Below are 15,111 nucleotides of genomic sequence, written 5' to 3' on the forward strand. Positions count from 1 at the left end.
TGAGCGATGATCAACGATCCAATCGCACAAGAGTTAGCTGAGTTTTTTCGATCCAGAATTGCTGATGGCGAAGAAATGGGGCGTGTCTTTCGACAAACTTTCGATCAGGCCTACGACGGCCAACACACCGGTCGGTTTCGACCATCAGATTTAAGCAAAACCGAACTCGCCCACATTGGTTCCTTGTTGGAGATCAATATCCGACGTACGTTCGACAGCTTTATATCCGACGGCGATCACATGGATTACAAAATCCTCGGACACGAGGTGGACTGTAAATACTCCAAGGCACCGTACGGTTGGATGATCCCTGATGAAGCAATGGGACATGTCGCCATGCTCTGCCACGCTAGTGAAGAGGCAGCCCTCTTTAGAGTTGGCTTTCTCCGAATAACGCCTGAAGTGCTCAATGCTGGAGCTAACCGGGACCGTAAGCGCACCCTCAACAAACTTGGTCGAGATTCGATTGCATGGGCTTGGATGGAGCATCATTACCCCAAGAACATTCTCCTCATGCTGGAACCTTCGTCTCTCGAACTCATTATGGGACAGTCGAGTGGGCAGGCTCGCTTGGACAATCTCTTCCGTCTCGTACAGCAGGAGCTCATTCCCCGAGGTGTGGTGTACACCGTCGCACAACAGAAGGACCCCATGAAGCGGATTCGCTATAACGGCGGGTCCCGCTCGAATCTCCAACCTGAAGGAATTCTCATTCTTGGCGATTACAAGCGTCACCAACGGATCGCGCATGCACTTGAACTCCCCGTCTGCCACGAAGGCGACAGTCTCTCGGTGCGTGTACATCCTGCCGAACCAGGATTTTCTGGGCGCACAGTCACAATTGGGAACCATCTGTGGCGAGTTGCAACCCAGAGCGATCCGGTAGTGCCTGCCCCTCGTATCCCCATGGAATGACAAGAACGACATAAAGCAAGCAACGAATGAATGCGACAGCGCGTGCACAGAATTAGCCCTCCCACTGCAGCTTTTTCAACCCGTGATGCTCGTCCCACACCACCTGGACTGCGGTTGTCCTGGAGGCAGTCTGGACAGTGCGGATGTACGGACTCACAAAATCAGACTACTGATTACCCTCGCCACTACCCGCTTAGTGCCGAACTTTCCACCACCACAACCCCATACCCACAGGCCACAATGTCAAGAGTGATTTTCATCACCTGCCATTGAGCCAAGTCAGGACCTGCCGGAACTCGCCGTTGTATACATTGTATATAAAGTATAAATTCCCGGCGGTGTATAACAAATATATTCTCTATATAGAGTATAAAGTCCACGGCAGGCAGACGATCGGAGCTTCATGAACCCCTTCACTCCCACATTCGGTGTCTCTCCGTCAGTGGTGCTCGGAAGAGAGTCCGTGGTCACGCGCTTCTCCCGAAGTTTAGACGGCAGCGTTGGTGATCCGCGGCGCATCCTCTTGATCTCTGGGCCCAGGGGCATCGGCAAGACCATTACTCTGAACGAGTTGGAAGATGCTGCTGCACAACACGGTTGGATGGTCATCCGCGCTCACCCTTACGACTTGATCGGTCCACTCGTGAACACAATCGTTCCCGAAGCCATTCAAAAAGTCAGCCAGCAAGACAATGGTGGCCGACGCATCACAGGAATCAGTGTCGCGGGAATTGGATCCATTTCAACTGAGCAACGGAACACTCCCCAACCAGTACCATCCCTCATTTCTGTCCTTAACCAATTGTGCGATGTTGTCGGCGATCGCTCCGGTGTTTTGATCACGCTGGATGAGGTGCAAAGCGCCGACCCTAACGAACTGTGGGAGCTTTCATCGGCCATCCAAGACTTGCGTCGGGATAACCGCCACATCGCCTTTGCAGCAGCCGGATTGCCCGATGGGATCAACTCATTGCTCAAACATCCGGGCACTACTTTTCTGCGGCGAGCTCAGCATGTAAGCCTTGCCCCGATGACCCCGCAAGAAACTATTGAGATCCTGACGTCCACAGCAGGCGAAGTACATATCACCCTCAACAGCGACGCTCTCGACAAGGCTGCTGCTCTAACTCGCGGCTACCCCTTCCTTATTCAGCTTCTAGGATTCCACCTGGTTGAGGAAGTACGCTCCGCCAACCGCAGCATCATCGAGCCATTCGATGTAGATGCAGTGACAGAAACCGTTCTAGATACCCTTGGCCAGCTAGTACACGGACCAGCACTCCTCGGGGTCCCACGCTCGCAAACCGACTATCTCACCGCCATGGCTGAAATTCAGGAGGACTCCTCGCCAGTTTCAACCGGCCAAATCGCTGAGCTTCTAGGCAAACGACCTCAAGACCTCACCGTCGTGCGCCAGCTACTTATAGAGCGCGAGCTGCTATACAGCCCACGGCGCGGATACCTGAACTTTGTTATTCCGCACATGGCTCATCACCTGCTCAACAGCGGCACCCGAGACACCGGGTGGGACTAGGCGCGAAGGACTAGGCGCGGAGCCACAGCTCCTGGAGTGTGGCATAGTCCCCCACCTCGGCGGCGAAGGTTTCGTCGTGGCAGGTCATGATTACGGCTTGGCCGTTGGTCAGCGCCTCGGCGATGAGCCGGTGGGCGATGCTGCGGCAGGTGTTGTCTAGGCCCACGTCAGGCTCATCAAGCAACACCAACTGCCGATCCTGTGCGAATACCTGGGAAAGTTGCGCCAGCCGCAGGTGCGCTGCCGGCAGGTCCAGCGGGTGTTCCTCTGGGTCCAGAGTCACACCCAGATCCGCTAGGCGGGCTAGCGCGTCGGGGCTGTTGATAAAGCCTGCCGTGGTGACCTCGGCGATCTGGTCTGCTGCGCGTTGCAGGGCTAACGACACGGTTACGCCATGGGTGTTGGCAATGCCGGGGTTGTCGTCGAGCCCTGCGAATGCGCGCAACAGCGTCGTCTTACCGGCACCGTTTGCGCCGCGCAGCCACACCACTTCCCCAGGCCGTGGCGCGAGTGCCACCGGACCCGCGGTAAACACTGGCGTGGTGTCTGCGCGAAACTGCCACCACTTGCGGGGACGCTGGCCACGGGTCGCGGCCACCTCCCCCAGTTCCAACGCCGGCAGACCAGCAGGCACCACTGGCTCAGGGAGGGTTATGGGGGTGGGGGCGGTTGGGGGGTTTAACGTGGCGTCGATAAGCAAAAAATGCCCCTGCCCACGGGAAGTGAGCACGACGATGCGGGAAGACAAGCTGTCCAACAGCGACTGGATGCGTGTGGCGGAATCCGGGTCCAGGCCCGCGAACGGATCATCCAGCACGAGGATCTCCGGCTCAATGATGGCAACACACGCAATCGCCAGGCGGCGCGTCTGCCCACCGGAAAGCTTCGCGGGGTTGCGCTCCGCAAGCTCGGTGAGATCCGCGCGTGCGAGCATGTCGCTGACACGACGCTGCATCTGCTCACGCGGGACACCGCGCTGCTCTAGGCCAATGGCTACCTCTTCGGCAACGGTGTCGCGCAGAAACGTCAGGTGCGCGATCGGGTCCTGGCCAACAACGGCGGCGTTGGGCCAGGTGTCATGAATCTGGTTGGCAAGGGTGCTTAGGCCCGAGCCGGACGCGCCGGTAACAACCACCTGCTTCTGCGTGGAAAGTGCCTGCTTAAGTGCGGTTAGATCCATATCGCCACCCCCAAACACACCAGGGGGGCTGCGATGCGGATGATGCGCTGCAGCGTGGAATCATGCACTGGCCTTAAGACCGTGCGGGGGCCAGCAATGCCGTAGCCTGCGGTTTCAAGGGCGCGGCCGCGGTGGGCGCTGAGTGTGAGCAGTTCTGAAAGCACCGGCATGATCACATGCGGCACCACAGTTTTGGCGGTGATGGGCCTTGCTTGAAGACGGTTCGCGTCACGCACCGCACGCACCCGCGCACTCGCCTGCGGAATGAGTTGGAGTGTGGCGCCCGCGATGTAGGACAGGCGGTTGCCGCCGCGGCGCACCTGCAACACCTTGGCTAGGCCGGGCACGCGGATGAACACGCCGGCGGAGAGGATGCAGGCCATGAGGGCGGAGAATCGCAACGCAAGCACGCCTGCGATGGCAAGGCCGTCTTTTGTGATTAACGGCGCGATTCGATCCTGGCCGTAGGGCGCGTGGATCAACACCATCGACAACGCCACCGGCACCGCCAACGCGGCGACAGCGGCGATGAGCGCGAAGTTTCGCGTCTTGAGCGTGCCTAGGATCAGCGCTATCGCGAGTACCGTGGCGGAAACGATGGGACGGTTCAACCCCATGACCAGAATCCATCCGGAAGCGCCCAAGGACAGCGCGGTCAAGGGGTTCAACATGGGGTTAGACCTGCGGGGTCGGCTGAGTCTGTTCGGTTTGCTTTGCCACGCCCGGCGCAAACGCACTTACTGTGCGCTTTGGCAGTGCCTTGACGGTGAAGAACGCGATCAGCATGACCAGGACCTTATCCACCGGGTCAGAGATAAACGCCTGGGTGGTTACAGATGCGATCAGGGACGCGCCCATCTCACGGAAGAGGCTGACCATGGCGCCGGTGCCAACGCCGGCGGTGCCGCCGTAGACAAACGCTGCAACTGGGGCGGCAACCATGCCACCGATCACGCCGAGCACAAGGCCGTAGACCACGACGAGGCCGATGTTTTTAAACGCGTTGAGGTTGTGAATGAACACGCCAGCCAGGTAACCGATCAGCGCAGCACCCGCTGCGAACGGCAGGGCTGCCGGGTTCAGTAGACCCCACACCACGTTGTTCAGGGCACCCGTGGTCATGCCGGCGACCGGGCCTGCCAAGGCCGCGACCAGCACAGTGCCGATGGTGTCCATGTACAGCGGTAGGCCGATCGAGCCTACGATCTCCCCCACCACGGAGTTGATAATCATGGCGATGGGGATGAGTCCCAGCGTGCGGGCCGGCAGTACCGGGACAGCGGCAATCAGCAGCAGGATCGTGCCCACGCCGTAGCCTACGAGCGTGATGACACCCTGGGTGGAACCCGTGACGGTGTCCCAGTCAGTGGGACGGATTAACACCAGGTAGAGCCAGGTTGCTGCGATGATGACAGCACCGGCGATAACAAGCGCGCGACGCGCCGGCGTCCAGGTGGCAGTTTGTGACATTGATGGGCCTTCCAAAGATGTTGCGAGAGCGTAAGAGCACTCGGCAAAACGAGAAACAGGAACCTCCCCTGCTATGCCTATGTCACCTCGGCCGCAGTGGAATCGCTGGGGAAGTTTAGCAGCTTTTTATTTGAGTCCATGCGTGGGCTAATCTTCGGCCTTGCGGTGATAGCCCGCAGCGAGTGTGGGATCACCTACTGCAAACCGGGTGTGCACACGGCAGGATCGCTCGAATTCGGCCCACGCTGCGTCGATGTCGCTGCTGGTGAGGACCGCTGCGTTGGGTGCGTGCTCGAATATGCCCTTGATATCGGCCGATACTGCCCCTCGCATGAGCTCCGAGTCCGCCTCTACCTGCAGGTAGGCGGGTTCGGTGGTGGCCGGTACGCGATCTAAAGCAACCAGCACGGTGAGCAGGTCATGGATCTGGGCGCCGTAGCCCTCCCCCACGTCCTGATGGAACTCAAAGTAGAACCGGACGATCTCCTTGAGATTCTGCGCGATGGGTTGCGTGCCGAGGAGCTTCACGATTGCTTCAAGACGCTCCGGGGCAAGCCACATCTGCTCCGTGACGTTGAGCGGGCACAGCGTGATCGGGGTGTTTGCCACACGGAAGACCTCGTTGGCTGCGTGCGGGTCCACCCAGAAGTTCCACTCCGCATTCGGCGTGGTGTTGCCCGGGTAGTTCACTGCCCCGCCCATCACCGTGATGTGCTTCAGACGCGCAAAGTGCGCGGGGTGCTGGTGAGCAAAGACCGCCAGGTTGGTCATGGGGCCTGTCACAATCAGGTGCAGGTCATCCGTACCTCGCTCAATGGCATCGATCCACAGCTCCTGCCAGTCATCTTCCACGTGACGCTTTGGTGCTTCGACATAGCCAAGGCCGGTCTCGCCGTGGGTCTCCGGGGTTGTGGTCAGCGGCCACTGCAGCGGCGACTCACACCCCGCGGCAATCGGGATGGTGCGCAGCCCACACTGCGCCAACACAAAGGCCGCGTTTTGGGCGCACTGGGCGGCTGATACGTTTCCCGCGGACGTCGTCACGCAATCAAGCTCTAACTGCCCCGCATGGTTTGCTGCAGACAGGTAGATGAGTGCGAACGTGTCATCAATACCCGGATCACAATCCAAAATTACGCGCTGCACGGCTTAGTCTCCTTCCCCAGCACAAGATAAACCACCAGCGTGGCGCCAAAGAGCACCCCGCACACGCCAAACGCCGCGCTAAACCCGAACGCCTGGGCGACAGCACCCAACAACACGGGCGCAAGAATCTGTCCAGCATCCTGCGCCATCTGGAAGGTGGAAAGCACCTTGCCGCCGGAGCGATCATTACCAATCACATCGGCCAAGGACGCCTGGATCGCCGGGCTCATCAACCCACTGCCCACACCCGCCAAGACGGAAAGGATCATCAACGGCCAGAAACTGGTGGCAAAGCCCAGCGCCGCGGTAAACACACCAGCGGTGATCATGCCGGCGATGATCATGGGGCGCCTACCCACAACGTCTGCAAGCCGGCCAGAGAACTGCAAGGTCACCGCGGTGCCAAACGCAAATGCGGTGAGCGCAAGGCCGGATGCCGCCGCACCGTGGGTGAACACAGAAGCAGCGAACAGTGGCAACACGGCCACGCGCGCACCGAAGTTCACAAACCCGTTAGCAAAACCACTAGCCAGAAGCGCGCGATACGTCGGCGTGGCCCACGCTGCACCAAGCTGCATCGCCGGCTTCGGCTTAGGCAACACAGCGTTCGAATTCGGCTTATTCGTAAGCACCCACACCAACAGCGCTGCCAAGCCAACCCCGATGCCATACACCGCGAACGGGACACGGAAACCCAAAAACGACAAGGCCGCGCCAATGATGGGGCCGAAGATATTGCCAAGCAAAAAGGCGGTGGCGTACAGCGCGTTGGCACGCCCGCGGATCTGCGGATGGGTTACGCGAACAATGAGCGCCTGCGCAGACAGCGTGAACATGGTTGAACCGAAGCCCGCGATAAAGCGCAACGCCATGATCTGCCAGTACGCCTGCGCGAAAGCGACGAAGAACGTCGCGCCCGCAACGATGCTTAAGCCAGTGAGGTATACCGGGCGCGATCCGAGCTTGTCCACCAGCACGCCAGCACCGGGCGCGCCAAGCAGGCGCGCAAGGGCAAACACCGAAATCACAGTGCCTGCTGCGGCCATGGAGACGCCGAAGCTCGCCGCAAATTGCGGCAGCACTGGGGCGATGAAGCCGTAGCCCAAAGCAATGATGAACGCGGCGGCAACTAACACCCAGATTGTTCGCGGGATCTTTGGTGCCGGTTGCGCCGGATGAGGAATAACTTGATTCATGTTAGCGACTAGCCTAGCCCGAAATGTTCATCCACCTCAAAGCGCTAAAATAGAACGGGTGTTCTAATTTGTGGATTGTGTGTGGGGGTCAGGTTTTAGTGTGTGAGCCATGTTCACTACCAAAGCTATTTCCACTGACCTGTCCGCCGAGATCCAAAACCGCTTCCCCGCCGCCGTTGAGGCGCTGCAAGCAATCGTGCACCACCCACGCTCACTGTCACGCCCAACCGCGGCGTGGCGCCCACCGGTGAAGACGCTGCCGCGATTTGCCGGAGGACCACAACTCACCGCAGCCATCACCCGGCGGCGGGTCGGGCCACGAGCACGGGCCCGGATCCGCGGCTACGGACAAACCCAGGTGCCCGCCTACCTGATTGAGGTTCGCGTCTCCGACACCGCTGGGGTGCCGGTAGATTCCCGCTTGGCCGAAGCGTGGGTGCGCACCATGGTGGCACCCGAAAACGCCGGCGCTATCCATGAGCTAACCTGCGGGCGCAGCATCAGCTACGTCTGGCTGGTCGACGGGAAGTTCAACCCGATCGAGTCCCCATCGTCCATGTTCGAAGGGCTGACCGCAGCCTAAGGGCCGCTAGTCCTCGTCGTCCTCGTCGAGGTCGTCTTCCTCGTCGAAGTCTTCGTCATCTTCGTCCTCGTCGTCGAAGTCCTCGTCGTCCTCGTCTGGATGGTCGTGGCCGAAGATGTCGTAGACGTCGGGCTCATCGTCCTCGTCCACCGGCAAAAGCTGCGCCTCCCAGTCCTCTGCCTGATCAGCGGCAAGCGAGAGCACATCAAACAGACGGTCAAAGTCCGTGAACTGGCCAAGATCCAACACCTCAGCGTCCTCAACACTCTCGGACTGGATGACCTCAAACAGGCGAAGGCGGTCCTCCTCGGTCAGCTCTGCGTCCCCATCGGACTCCCACAGCTCACCGATTGCGTCATCCACCAAGTCCTCGTGGTCATCCGCCAGCACCACGAACTGCACCTCAGCGCTAGGAGTGCCGTCTATAACCTGCAGGGTTACGTGCAGCTCAGCGTTGTCACCAACCTCGGCGCGCACCAGATCCGGGTTCACCCCGTCCTGGAAAAACTCCAGGTCCCCAATGCGCTCATCGGTGCCCTCAAGCAGGTCCGCCAGCACCGTGACCACCTGGTCCGTTGCCATATGCGTAGCCACCGTGTCCACCGCATCTTCAACCGAAAACACCACAGAGACCAAGATGGCTTCAAACTCATCATCGTCTTCATCCACATCAGCCGCCGCGATATACACATTCGCCGCCGGCAAGTGCGGATCTATCTCAACAAACTGAATCTCCACATCGGCCGTAATCGGCACAAACATGGTTTCATCATGCACGCGCGACTCAATGCCGTCGCGGTCTAAGGCTGCAGCAATGTCCTCGAAAAAGCTCACGGTAGAACTACCTTTCTGACTATGCACATCAGTGGACATCCACGACGCACAACCGGCGCGGATGCGGACCCGCCCCAGCCTAGCCACGAAAACGAAACGGCGCTGATGAATTCGCACTGTTTGTTTGGCGCCTACTCGTCGTCTTCCACCAGCTCCGCACGCCCAATGCCCCACTCACGCATATCAAAGCCCTCCCACGCACGACGCTGCCTGGCCTTCGGGTCAAACAGCACCGAAAACTCGCGGTCAAATATGGCCGTGGCACGCCCCGGCACATCCTCATCACGGAACCCGTACTCCGGCCACTCCTCCCCCGGTCGCCCGTGGTGGAAGAACTCGCCCCAGTGGTACTGCATCATGCGGCTGACCTCCTGGAAATCCTCAACGGGCGCAAAGCGGTCAATCTTGGACGCGCGGGTGGCATGCGGATCACCAAACACCGGCGCCAAATCGGAGGTGTGCACCGCACCGAGCCCAATTCTGCGCATCGCCTCAGAGGCGTAGTCAAAGCGATACATCCACGTGTCCGCCACCTGCCGGTGCGCGGTAGCCACCAACACGGACGGGGCCCAAAACACGGCGTCTGCAATCAGCTCAGCAAAATCACGTCTGCCCACCACATCGCCGTACACCCGCATGACCTGGGTGGCATTGTCCGGGTCGTACACACTCAACGCCCGGCGCGCCGCCCGTTGGCGTTGCTTGATGGTTTGGTACATGGTTTTGGCAAAGCTGGCTTCATCGGCGTTCGTGCCAATGATCAGCGGCACTGCGGCTTGCTTGCCCATATCGAAAACGTCAATGGGGTGTGCCTTGAGTGTTATCCCGTCCACGGTTGGCATGAACGCGGTGTTAAATTGCACGAGCTCTTTGCCGTTGAACAGCATGGATTGGCCGGTTCTTACCAGGTCCGCTGCATCTGCCTTACGCAGGTCTTCGAGGGTGGACAGGCGGGACATCCCCATGCCGTCGATAAGCTGCTGTACCCACATTTCGGCCTGGGGGCGAGAATGCACACCGGCTGCGGGCGGACTCTGGGCAACAGCGGCGTGGAACATACCGCGCGCGGCTGGTGCGCACATGAGGTGTATGACTGCGGCGCCGCCAGCGGATTCGCCCATGATGGTCACCCGCTCAGGGTTGCCGCCGAAGTTGGCAATGTTGTCGCGCACCCATGCCAGGGACAGAATCTGATCATGGATCGCCGGGTTGGCCTCACAGTCCGAGCCTACGGAGCGGAAGTCCAGGTACCCCAGCACGCCGAGGCGGAAGTTCACTGACACGTAGACAACGTTGGTGGCTTTCGCCAGCTGGTGGCCGCGCAACACTTTTTCGTGGCTTGCGCCAGTGACAAAGGAACCGCCGTGAAAGTAGACCACCACTGGCAGCTCTTCATCAGTATCCGGGCGCACGATATCTAGTGTCAGACAGTCCTCGGTACCAACAACGTGGTCTTTCCACCCAAAGGTGCCTTGGAGGGCGGGCGGGGCAAAACGGGTGGTCTCACGCACGCCTTCCCAGGGGGTGACCATCTGTGGGGCCCGGAAACGGTGCTCGCCACCGGTGGGTCCGCCATAGGGCACGCCGCGCCATGTGCGCACGCCAGTTCGGGGGTGGATAAAGCCGCGGATGACGCCCGCCGAAGTGGGCACCTCTAGGCTTTGCTCTCCATCCATGCCCGCCAGCGTAGCGCTGCACACCCGTAGACTGTTTCGAGAACAAAAAGGAGGTCACCGAATGCTGGGGACTAAACGAAACAAAAAGAACAACAACGCAGAAGGCACAGCAATCTCCGAACGCGAGACAAAGACCTTGATCAAGGAAATTGAGTCAGAGGATCCCAATCGCCTGGTTGAGGATGCTGGACCGTTAGGCAAGGCCTTTATCCGTTCTGTGGATGCGGCAGTGAACCTGCAGACGGGCACGATCCGCGCGTACGTGAATTGGCTGCGTCGCCAAAACCCAGACGCAACGCCAGATGAGATTCAGGAGCTGATGACGAAGCAGTTCCGTACCACGGTTGCCACAACCGGCGCTGGCGCGGGCCTTGCAGCGGCGATTCCTGGCGTTGGTTTTGTTACGGGCGCAGCAGCCATTGCCGGTGAGTCTGTGCTGTTTTTGGATCTCGCTGCGTTTTACACCGTTGCCTCGGCATACCTGCGCGGAACGGATATCTCCGATCCGGAGCGCCGCCGCGCGGTTGTGCTGACCACGCTGACCGGCGCGAAGGGCGTGGCCATTGTGGATACCATTCTGGGCTCTGACAGTGACAAGCCGCTGAGCAAAAACACGCTGAACAAGTTCTCCGGGCCAACGTTGAAGGAAGCCAACAGCATGCTAACCCGGTTTGCGCTGCGTTCTATGCGTCGCAAACTGCTTCGCGGCTGGATTGGCAAACTGTTGCCGCTGGGCCTTGGCGCGCTTGCCGGCAGGGCTGCGAACAAGAAGCTTGCTAACGCCGTGGTGGACAACGCCGTCGGCGCCTTGGGGGCCACCCCCATAGCGTTTGCAGAACCACTGCCGGAGAAGGCGGACGCTGCAGAAGCGAAGATGAGCATGGATCCCCGCAACTTTGCTGCGTGGATTCTCAATCTGTTTAAAAACACCAAGAAGAATCCGGAAGCCGAGACCGAGTAGATAGACCGAGTAGATAGACCAAGTAGATTTTGTCTTCACCTCAGCCCAAACCATCCAGCCCGCCCAGCGCCAGGCGCGCGCTGTTGCGTGCGCTGTCCGCCAACCGGGGTCCTGCCATTGTGGCGTTTTCCGCTGCGGTGTTTTCGGCAGTGTTTCAAACAGCGGTTCCGGCGCTGACGGGTCGTGCGATCGACATCGCCGCAGGCAACACGGCAGGCGATATCCACAAGGTCGCCTGGGCCATGGTGGCCATTGCCCTTGCCACGTTTGCTGTGAACTTCATCCGAAGGTTTACCTCGGGGCGTTTGGCGTCCAATAGCCAGCACTGGATGCGCGTACAACTGCTTCGCACCTTGCACCGCTTAGACGGCCCTGGTCAGGACCGCATTGTTGCGGGCCAGGTGGTGTCGCGCTCAATTACAGACTTGGGCCAGTTCCACATGGTGTTGGGCAGTTCCCCCATGCTGTTTACGCGAGCGTTGCAGCTGGTGGCCACGCTTGTGGTGATGTTTGCCATGGACGTCTCACTGTCGCTGATGGCACTGGCACTGCTGCCGCTGATGATTTGGGAAGCGAACCGTTCACGCCGTCTGCTGTACGCCGCAACCTGGGTGAACCAGCAGAAGGCCGCGGATCTCACGCAGCAGGTTGAGGAGACGGTTTCTGGCGTTCGCGTGGTGCAGGCTTTTGGCCAGGAGCAGCGCGAGATTGATGCGCTGGATGCGTTGGGCAAAGAGCTCTACGCAGTGAAGATGCGCACCGCGAAGCTCACTGCACGGTTCCAGCCGCTGTTGGCGCAGCTGCCCAAGGTGGCGCTGGTGATCACGATTGTGATTGGCGGTATGAGTGCGCTTCGCGGTGACATCACCGTCGGCACGTTTGTGGCGTTTACCGCCTACCTCATGGCGATGACCACGCAGCTTTCCGCGCTGACAAGCCAGTATGTGCGCATTCACATGGGGATGAGTTCGGTTGCGAGGCTTGAAGACGTCCTCGAACTCGCACCAGAAGCCCCCGAAGCACCCGAAACACCCGCAGCACAGCAAACGCAGGCCAGCTCGGGCATCCGCTTCGACCACGTGGATTTTGCGCTCAATGGCAACCAGGTGCTGGATGACTTCACGCTGCACGTCAATCCCGGCGAGCAGGTGGCTATCGTTGGCCCGCCTGGCTCGGGCAAGACCATGGCTTTGCAGCTTGGCGGCGGTTTCTACACGCCTGACCACGGTACGGTCTTCCCCACTGATCGCACCCAGGTCACGTGTGTGTTTGATGAGGCCTTCCTGTTTTCCACCTCTGTCTACGACAACATTGCGCTGGGCAACCCGGATGCCTCGCAGGCTGAGGTGGAGCAGGCAGCGCGCCTAGCGCTTGCTGATGAGTTCATTGAGCGCCTGCCCGAGGGCTATCAGACTGAGGTCGGTGAGCGCGGGCTGACCCTCTCCGGTGGCCAGCGTCAGCGCATAGCACTCGCCCGTGCGCTGCTCGCCCGCCCAAAGGTGCTGTTGCTTGACGACGCCACATCCGCCATCGATGCCATCAACGAAGCCAAAATCCTGGCGAATCTTCGAAGCCACCTTCACGGGGTGACCGTGATCGCGGTGGCGCACCGCCAGTCCACGGTGGATCACGCAGACCGCGTGATTGTCATGGATCACGGCCACGTGATCATGGACGGTCCTCGCGATAAGGTGGTACACACCGAGGCCTACCAGGCGTTGATGGGCGCTGGTGGGGATCACGTAGGCGTAGATAAGCAAAAGCCCTCTGCGGAATCCTTGTGGCCCGAGGTAGCGCAGGATGCTGCGCCTGCCTCCGCCACCGAGGAGCTGATGGAGCGAGTGGCGCAACTGCCAGAGGCGACGGAGATGCCACAACTGCAACTGCCGGAGGGCGAGTTCCGTGTGCGCAACCTGTTTTCGGCGGTGCGCTGGCTGATCGTGGCAACCGTTGCGCTGCTGGTGGTCGGTGTGGCGGCGGATCTGGCGTTTCCAACGCTGACCCGCGCGGCGATTGACGGCGGCATCGAGCAAGGCAACCGAGATTTTTTGCTGCAGGTAGGCATGCTTGGCCTGGGCGTGGTGCTGATCGCCTGGGCTGCGGAGGTAGCGATGACGGTGCTGTCCTCGCGCGCTGGCGAACGCCTGCTCTACGGGCTTCGGCTGCGCAGTTACGCGCATCTGCAGCGGCTGGGTTTGAGCTATTTCGAATCACGGCTGTCCGGCAAGATCATCACGCGCATGACCACGGACATTGACACGCTGTCCTCGTTTTTGCAGACGGGTCTTGCCCAGGCGATTGTGGCCGTCGGCTCACTGATCGGTGTGTCCGTCATGCTGGTGTCCACCGACGGCGCGCTGACTTTGATTGCCATGCTGGCGGTGCCCGTGATCGTGCTTGCCACCTTAGTGTTCCGGCACTATTCCAAGCGCTTCTACCGCGCCGCGCGCACCCAGGTCAGCCTGGTCAACGGGCAATTTGCTGAGCTAATCGGCGGCATTCGTGTCACCCAGATGCACCGCGGCGAGGCGCGTGCAGAAGCCGCCTTCGCCGCCGAATCCGATCACTACCGCCGCCTGCGCATGCGCTCTATTACCGCCATGGGCCTGTACTTCCCTGCCATGCAGGCCATTAGCCAAATCATGACGGCAGTGGTGATAGGCATCGGCGCGCAACGGGTGGCAGATGGCACGCTCAGCATCGGCGTGCTGGTAGCCTTCACCATGTATCTCGGCCAGCTCTACGGGCCGATCCAGCAGCTTGGCCAGATTTTTGATTCCTGGCAGCAAGCCACCGTCAGCTTCGAGCGCATCACCCAACTTTTGCGCGAGCGCACCGACGTGCCCGATACCGGCACCTCACCCGACGCCCGCCAGGCTGTACGTGGGGAGCTTTTGCTTGCCGACGCCACGTTTACCTACCAAAGCGCCACCACCCCCACCATTGCGAATATGACCCTGGCACTGCGCCCGGGCGAAAACGTGGCACTGGTCGGCCCGACCGGCGCGGGCAAATCCACTGTGGTCAAACTCCTAGCGCGCTTCTACGATCCTGTCGAAGGTTCTGTGCGTGCCTCCGGTGTGGATATTCGTGAATTCCCGCTTCCCCAGTGGCGTCGCAGCCTGGCGCAGGTGCCGCAGGAGTCATACCTGTTTGCAGGCACGGTTGCCAGCAACATTGCCTACGGAATGCCGCAGGCCACTGACGCAGACATCGAGGCAGCAGTTGAGCGCATTGGTGCGCTAGACGTCATCGCATCCATCCCAGGCGGCTTCAACGCGCGCGTGGGTGATCGCGGCAGGCGTCTAAGCTCCGGCCAGCGACAAATCATCGCGCTTGCGCGTGCCGAACTGCTGGAGCCGGACGCGATGCTTCTAGATGAGGCGACTGCCACGCTGGATCCTGCGACCGAACGCGCCGTGCTCAACGCATCAAGCCAAGCCACCGTTGGGCGAACTGCCGTTATTGTGGCGCACCGGCTTGCCACCGCCGCGCGGGCGGACCGTATCGTTTTTATTGATTCGGGACGTATTGTGGAAGACGGCAGCCACGCTGAATTACTCGCTATGGGAGGCCGGTATGCACGCATGTGGGAGGCACACCGATAATGGGGGTA

12 protein-coding genes are annotated in these 15,111 nt (G+C 60.3%); 5 read left to right on the forward strand and 7 right to left on the reverse strand.

Translation table 11 applies throughout. The annotated features are described in order from the left end of the window. Nucleotides 1-6 precede the first annotated feature (6 nt). Complete coding sequence (locus tag AK829_RS12130) at nucleotides 7-915, forward strand: NaeI family type II restriction endonuclease (protein ID WP_083279039.1); 909 nt, start codon at nucleotides 7-9, stop codon at nucleotides 913-915. 403 nt (nucleotides 916-1,318) lie between these two features. Then, on the forward strand, nucleotides 1,319-2,449 hold the full coding sequence (locus AK829_RS04885; protein WP_083439751.1) for an AAA family ATPase: 1,131 nt from the start codon (nucleotides 1,319-1,321) through the stop codon (nucleotides 2,447-2,449). A 10-nt stretch (nucleotides 2,450-2,459) separates the two neighbouring features. Here AK829_RS04885 and AK829_RS04890 read toward each other — a convergent pair whose 3' ends face one another. From AK829_RS04890 to AK829_RS04910, 5 genes are all read right to left on the reverse strand, one after another. After that, nucleotides 2,460-3,629 carry an ATP-binding cassette domain-containing protein gene (locus AK829_RS04890; RefSeq protein WP_052204766.1) on the reverse strand — a complete coding sequence of 390 codons (1,170 nt, stop codon included), beginning with the start codon at nucleotides 3,627-3,629 and terminating at the stop codon, nucleotides 2,460-2,462. After that, on the reverse strand, nucleotides 3,620-4,300 hold the full coding sequence (locus tag AK829_RS04895; RefSeq protein WP_232305785.1) for an energy-coupling factor transporter transmembrane protein EcfT: 681 nt from the start codon (nucleotides 4,298-4,300) through the stop codon (nucleotides 3,620-3,622). Before AK829_RS04895 ends, AK829_RS04890 begins: the two co-directional genes overlap by 10 nt. A gap of 4 nt (nucleotides 4,301-4,304) precedes the next feature. Then, nucleotides 4,305-5,099, reverse strand: a complete 795-nt coding sequence (locus tag AK829_RS04900; protein WP_052204768.1) for a hypothetical protein — start codon at nucleotides 5,097-5,099, stop codon at nucleotides 4,305-4,307. Between the two features lie 147 nt (nucleotides 5,100-5,246). Next, nucleotides 5,247-6,245, reverse strand: a complete 999-nt coding sequence (locus AK829_RS04905) for a nucleoside hydrolase (protein WP_052204770.1) — start codon at nucleotides 6,243-6,245, stop codon at nucleotides 5,247-5,249. After that, complete coding sequence (locus AK829_RS04910) at nucleotides 6,233-7,441, reverse strand: MFS transporter (RefSeq protein WP_198147786.1); 1,209 nt, start codon at nucleotides 7,439-7,441, stop codon at nucleotides 6,233-6,235. The genes AK829_RS04905 and AK829_RS04910 overlap by 13 nt, the downstream gene beginning before the upstream one ends. 109 nt (nucleotides 7,442-7,550) lie before the next feature. Between AK829_RS04910 and AK829_RS04915 the strand changes: the two genes are divergently transcribed. After that, nucleotides 7,551-8,024 (forward strand): cupredoxin domain-containing protein, encoded by a 474-nt coding sequence (locus AK829_RS04915; protein WP_052204772.1) that lies wholly within the window; start codon nucleotides 7,551-7,553, stop codon nucleotides 8,022-8,024. Nucleotides 8,025-8,030: 6 nt separating this feature from the next. Here the strand turns inward: AK829_RS04915 and AK829_RS04920 are convergent, their stop codons facing one another. Together AK829_RS04920 and AK829_RS04925 are read right to left on the reverse strand one after the other, a co-directional pair. Beyond that, nucleotides 8,031-8,858, reverse strand: a complete 828-nt coding sequence (locus tag AK829_RS04920; protein ID WP_052204774.1) for a hypothetical protein — start codon at nucleotides 8,856-8,858, stop codon at nucleotides 8,031-8,033. Nucleotides 8,859-8,989: 131 nt separating this feature from the next. Then, nucleotides 8,990-10,534 (reverse strand): carboxylesterase/lipase family protein, encoded by a 1,545-nt coding sequence (locus tag AK829_RS04925; RefSeq protein WP_052204776.1) that lies wholly within the window; start codon nucleotides 10,532-10,534, stop codon nucleotides 8,990-8,992. A 61-nt stretch (nucleotides 10,535-10,595) separates the two neighbouring features. Here AK829_RS04925 and AK829_RS04930 point away from each other — a divergent pair, with 61 nt between their 5' ends. Together AK829_RS04930 and AK829_RS04935 are read left to right on the forward strand one after the other, a co-directional pair. Next, on the forward strand, nucleotides 10,596-11,495 hold the full coding sequence (locus tag AK829_RS04930) for a hypothetical protein (protein WP_198147787.1): 900 nt from the start codon (nucleotides 10,596-10,598) through the stop codon (nucleotides 11,493-11,495). Between the two features lie 83 nt (nucleotides 11,496-11,578). Further along, the gene (locus tag AK829_RS04935; protein ID WP_232305786.1) at nucleotides 11,579-15,103 is read left to right on the forward strand and encodes an ABC transporter ATP-binding protein; all 3,525 of its coding nucleotides are present in this window, start codon (nucleotides 11,579-11,581) and stop codon (nucleotides 15,101-15,103) included. The last annotated feature ends 8 nt before the right edge of the window (nucleotides 15,104-15,111 follow it).

The organism is Corynebacterium riegelii, assembly GCF_001263755.1.
GTDB classification, from domain to species: domain Bacteria; phylum Actinomycetota; class Actinomycetes; order Mycobacteriales; family Mycobacteriaceae; genus Corynebacterium; species Corynebacterium riegelii.

Excerpts from the sequence above, each read along its gene's own strand:
- AK829_RS04915 (WP_052204772.1), top strand. The coding sequence starts at position 7,551 with ATGTTCACTACCAAAGCTATTTCCACTGACCTGTCCGCCGAGATCCAA.
- AK829_RS04930 (WP_198147787.1), top strand. The coding sequence starts at position 10,596 with ATGCTGGGGACTAAACGAAACAAAAAGAACAACAACGCAGAAGGCACA.
- AK829_RS04900 (WP_052204768.1), bottom strand. The coding sequence starts at position 5,099 with ATGTCACAAACTGCCACCTGGACGCCGGCGCGTCGCGCGCTTGTTATC.
- AK829_RS04925 (WP_052204776.1), bottom strand. The coding sequence starts at position 10,534 with ATGGATGGAGAGCAAAGCCTAGAGGTGCCCACTTCGGCGGGCGTCATC.
- AK829_RS04885 (WP_083439751.1), top strand. The coding sequence starts at position 1,319 with ATGAACCCCTTCACTCCCACATTCGGTGTCTCTCCGTCAGTGGTGCTC.
- AK829_RS04895 (WP_232305785.1), bottom strand. The coding sequence starts at position 4,300 with ATGTTGAACCCCTTGACCGCGCTGTCCTTGGGCGCTTCCGGATGGATT.
- AK829_RS04910 (WP_198147786.1), bottom strand. The coding sequence starts at position 7,441 with ATGAATCAAGTTATTCCTCATCCGGCGCAACCGGCACCAAAGATCCCG.
- AK829_RS12130 (WP_083279039.1), top strand. The coding sequence starts at position 7 with ATGATCAACGATCCAATCGCACAAGAGTTAGCTGAGTTTTTTCGATCC.
- AK829_RS04890 (WP_052204766.1), bottom strand. The coding sequence starts at position 3,629 with ATGGATCTAACCGCACTTAAGCAGGCACTTTCCACGCAGAAGCAGGTG.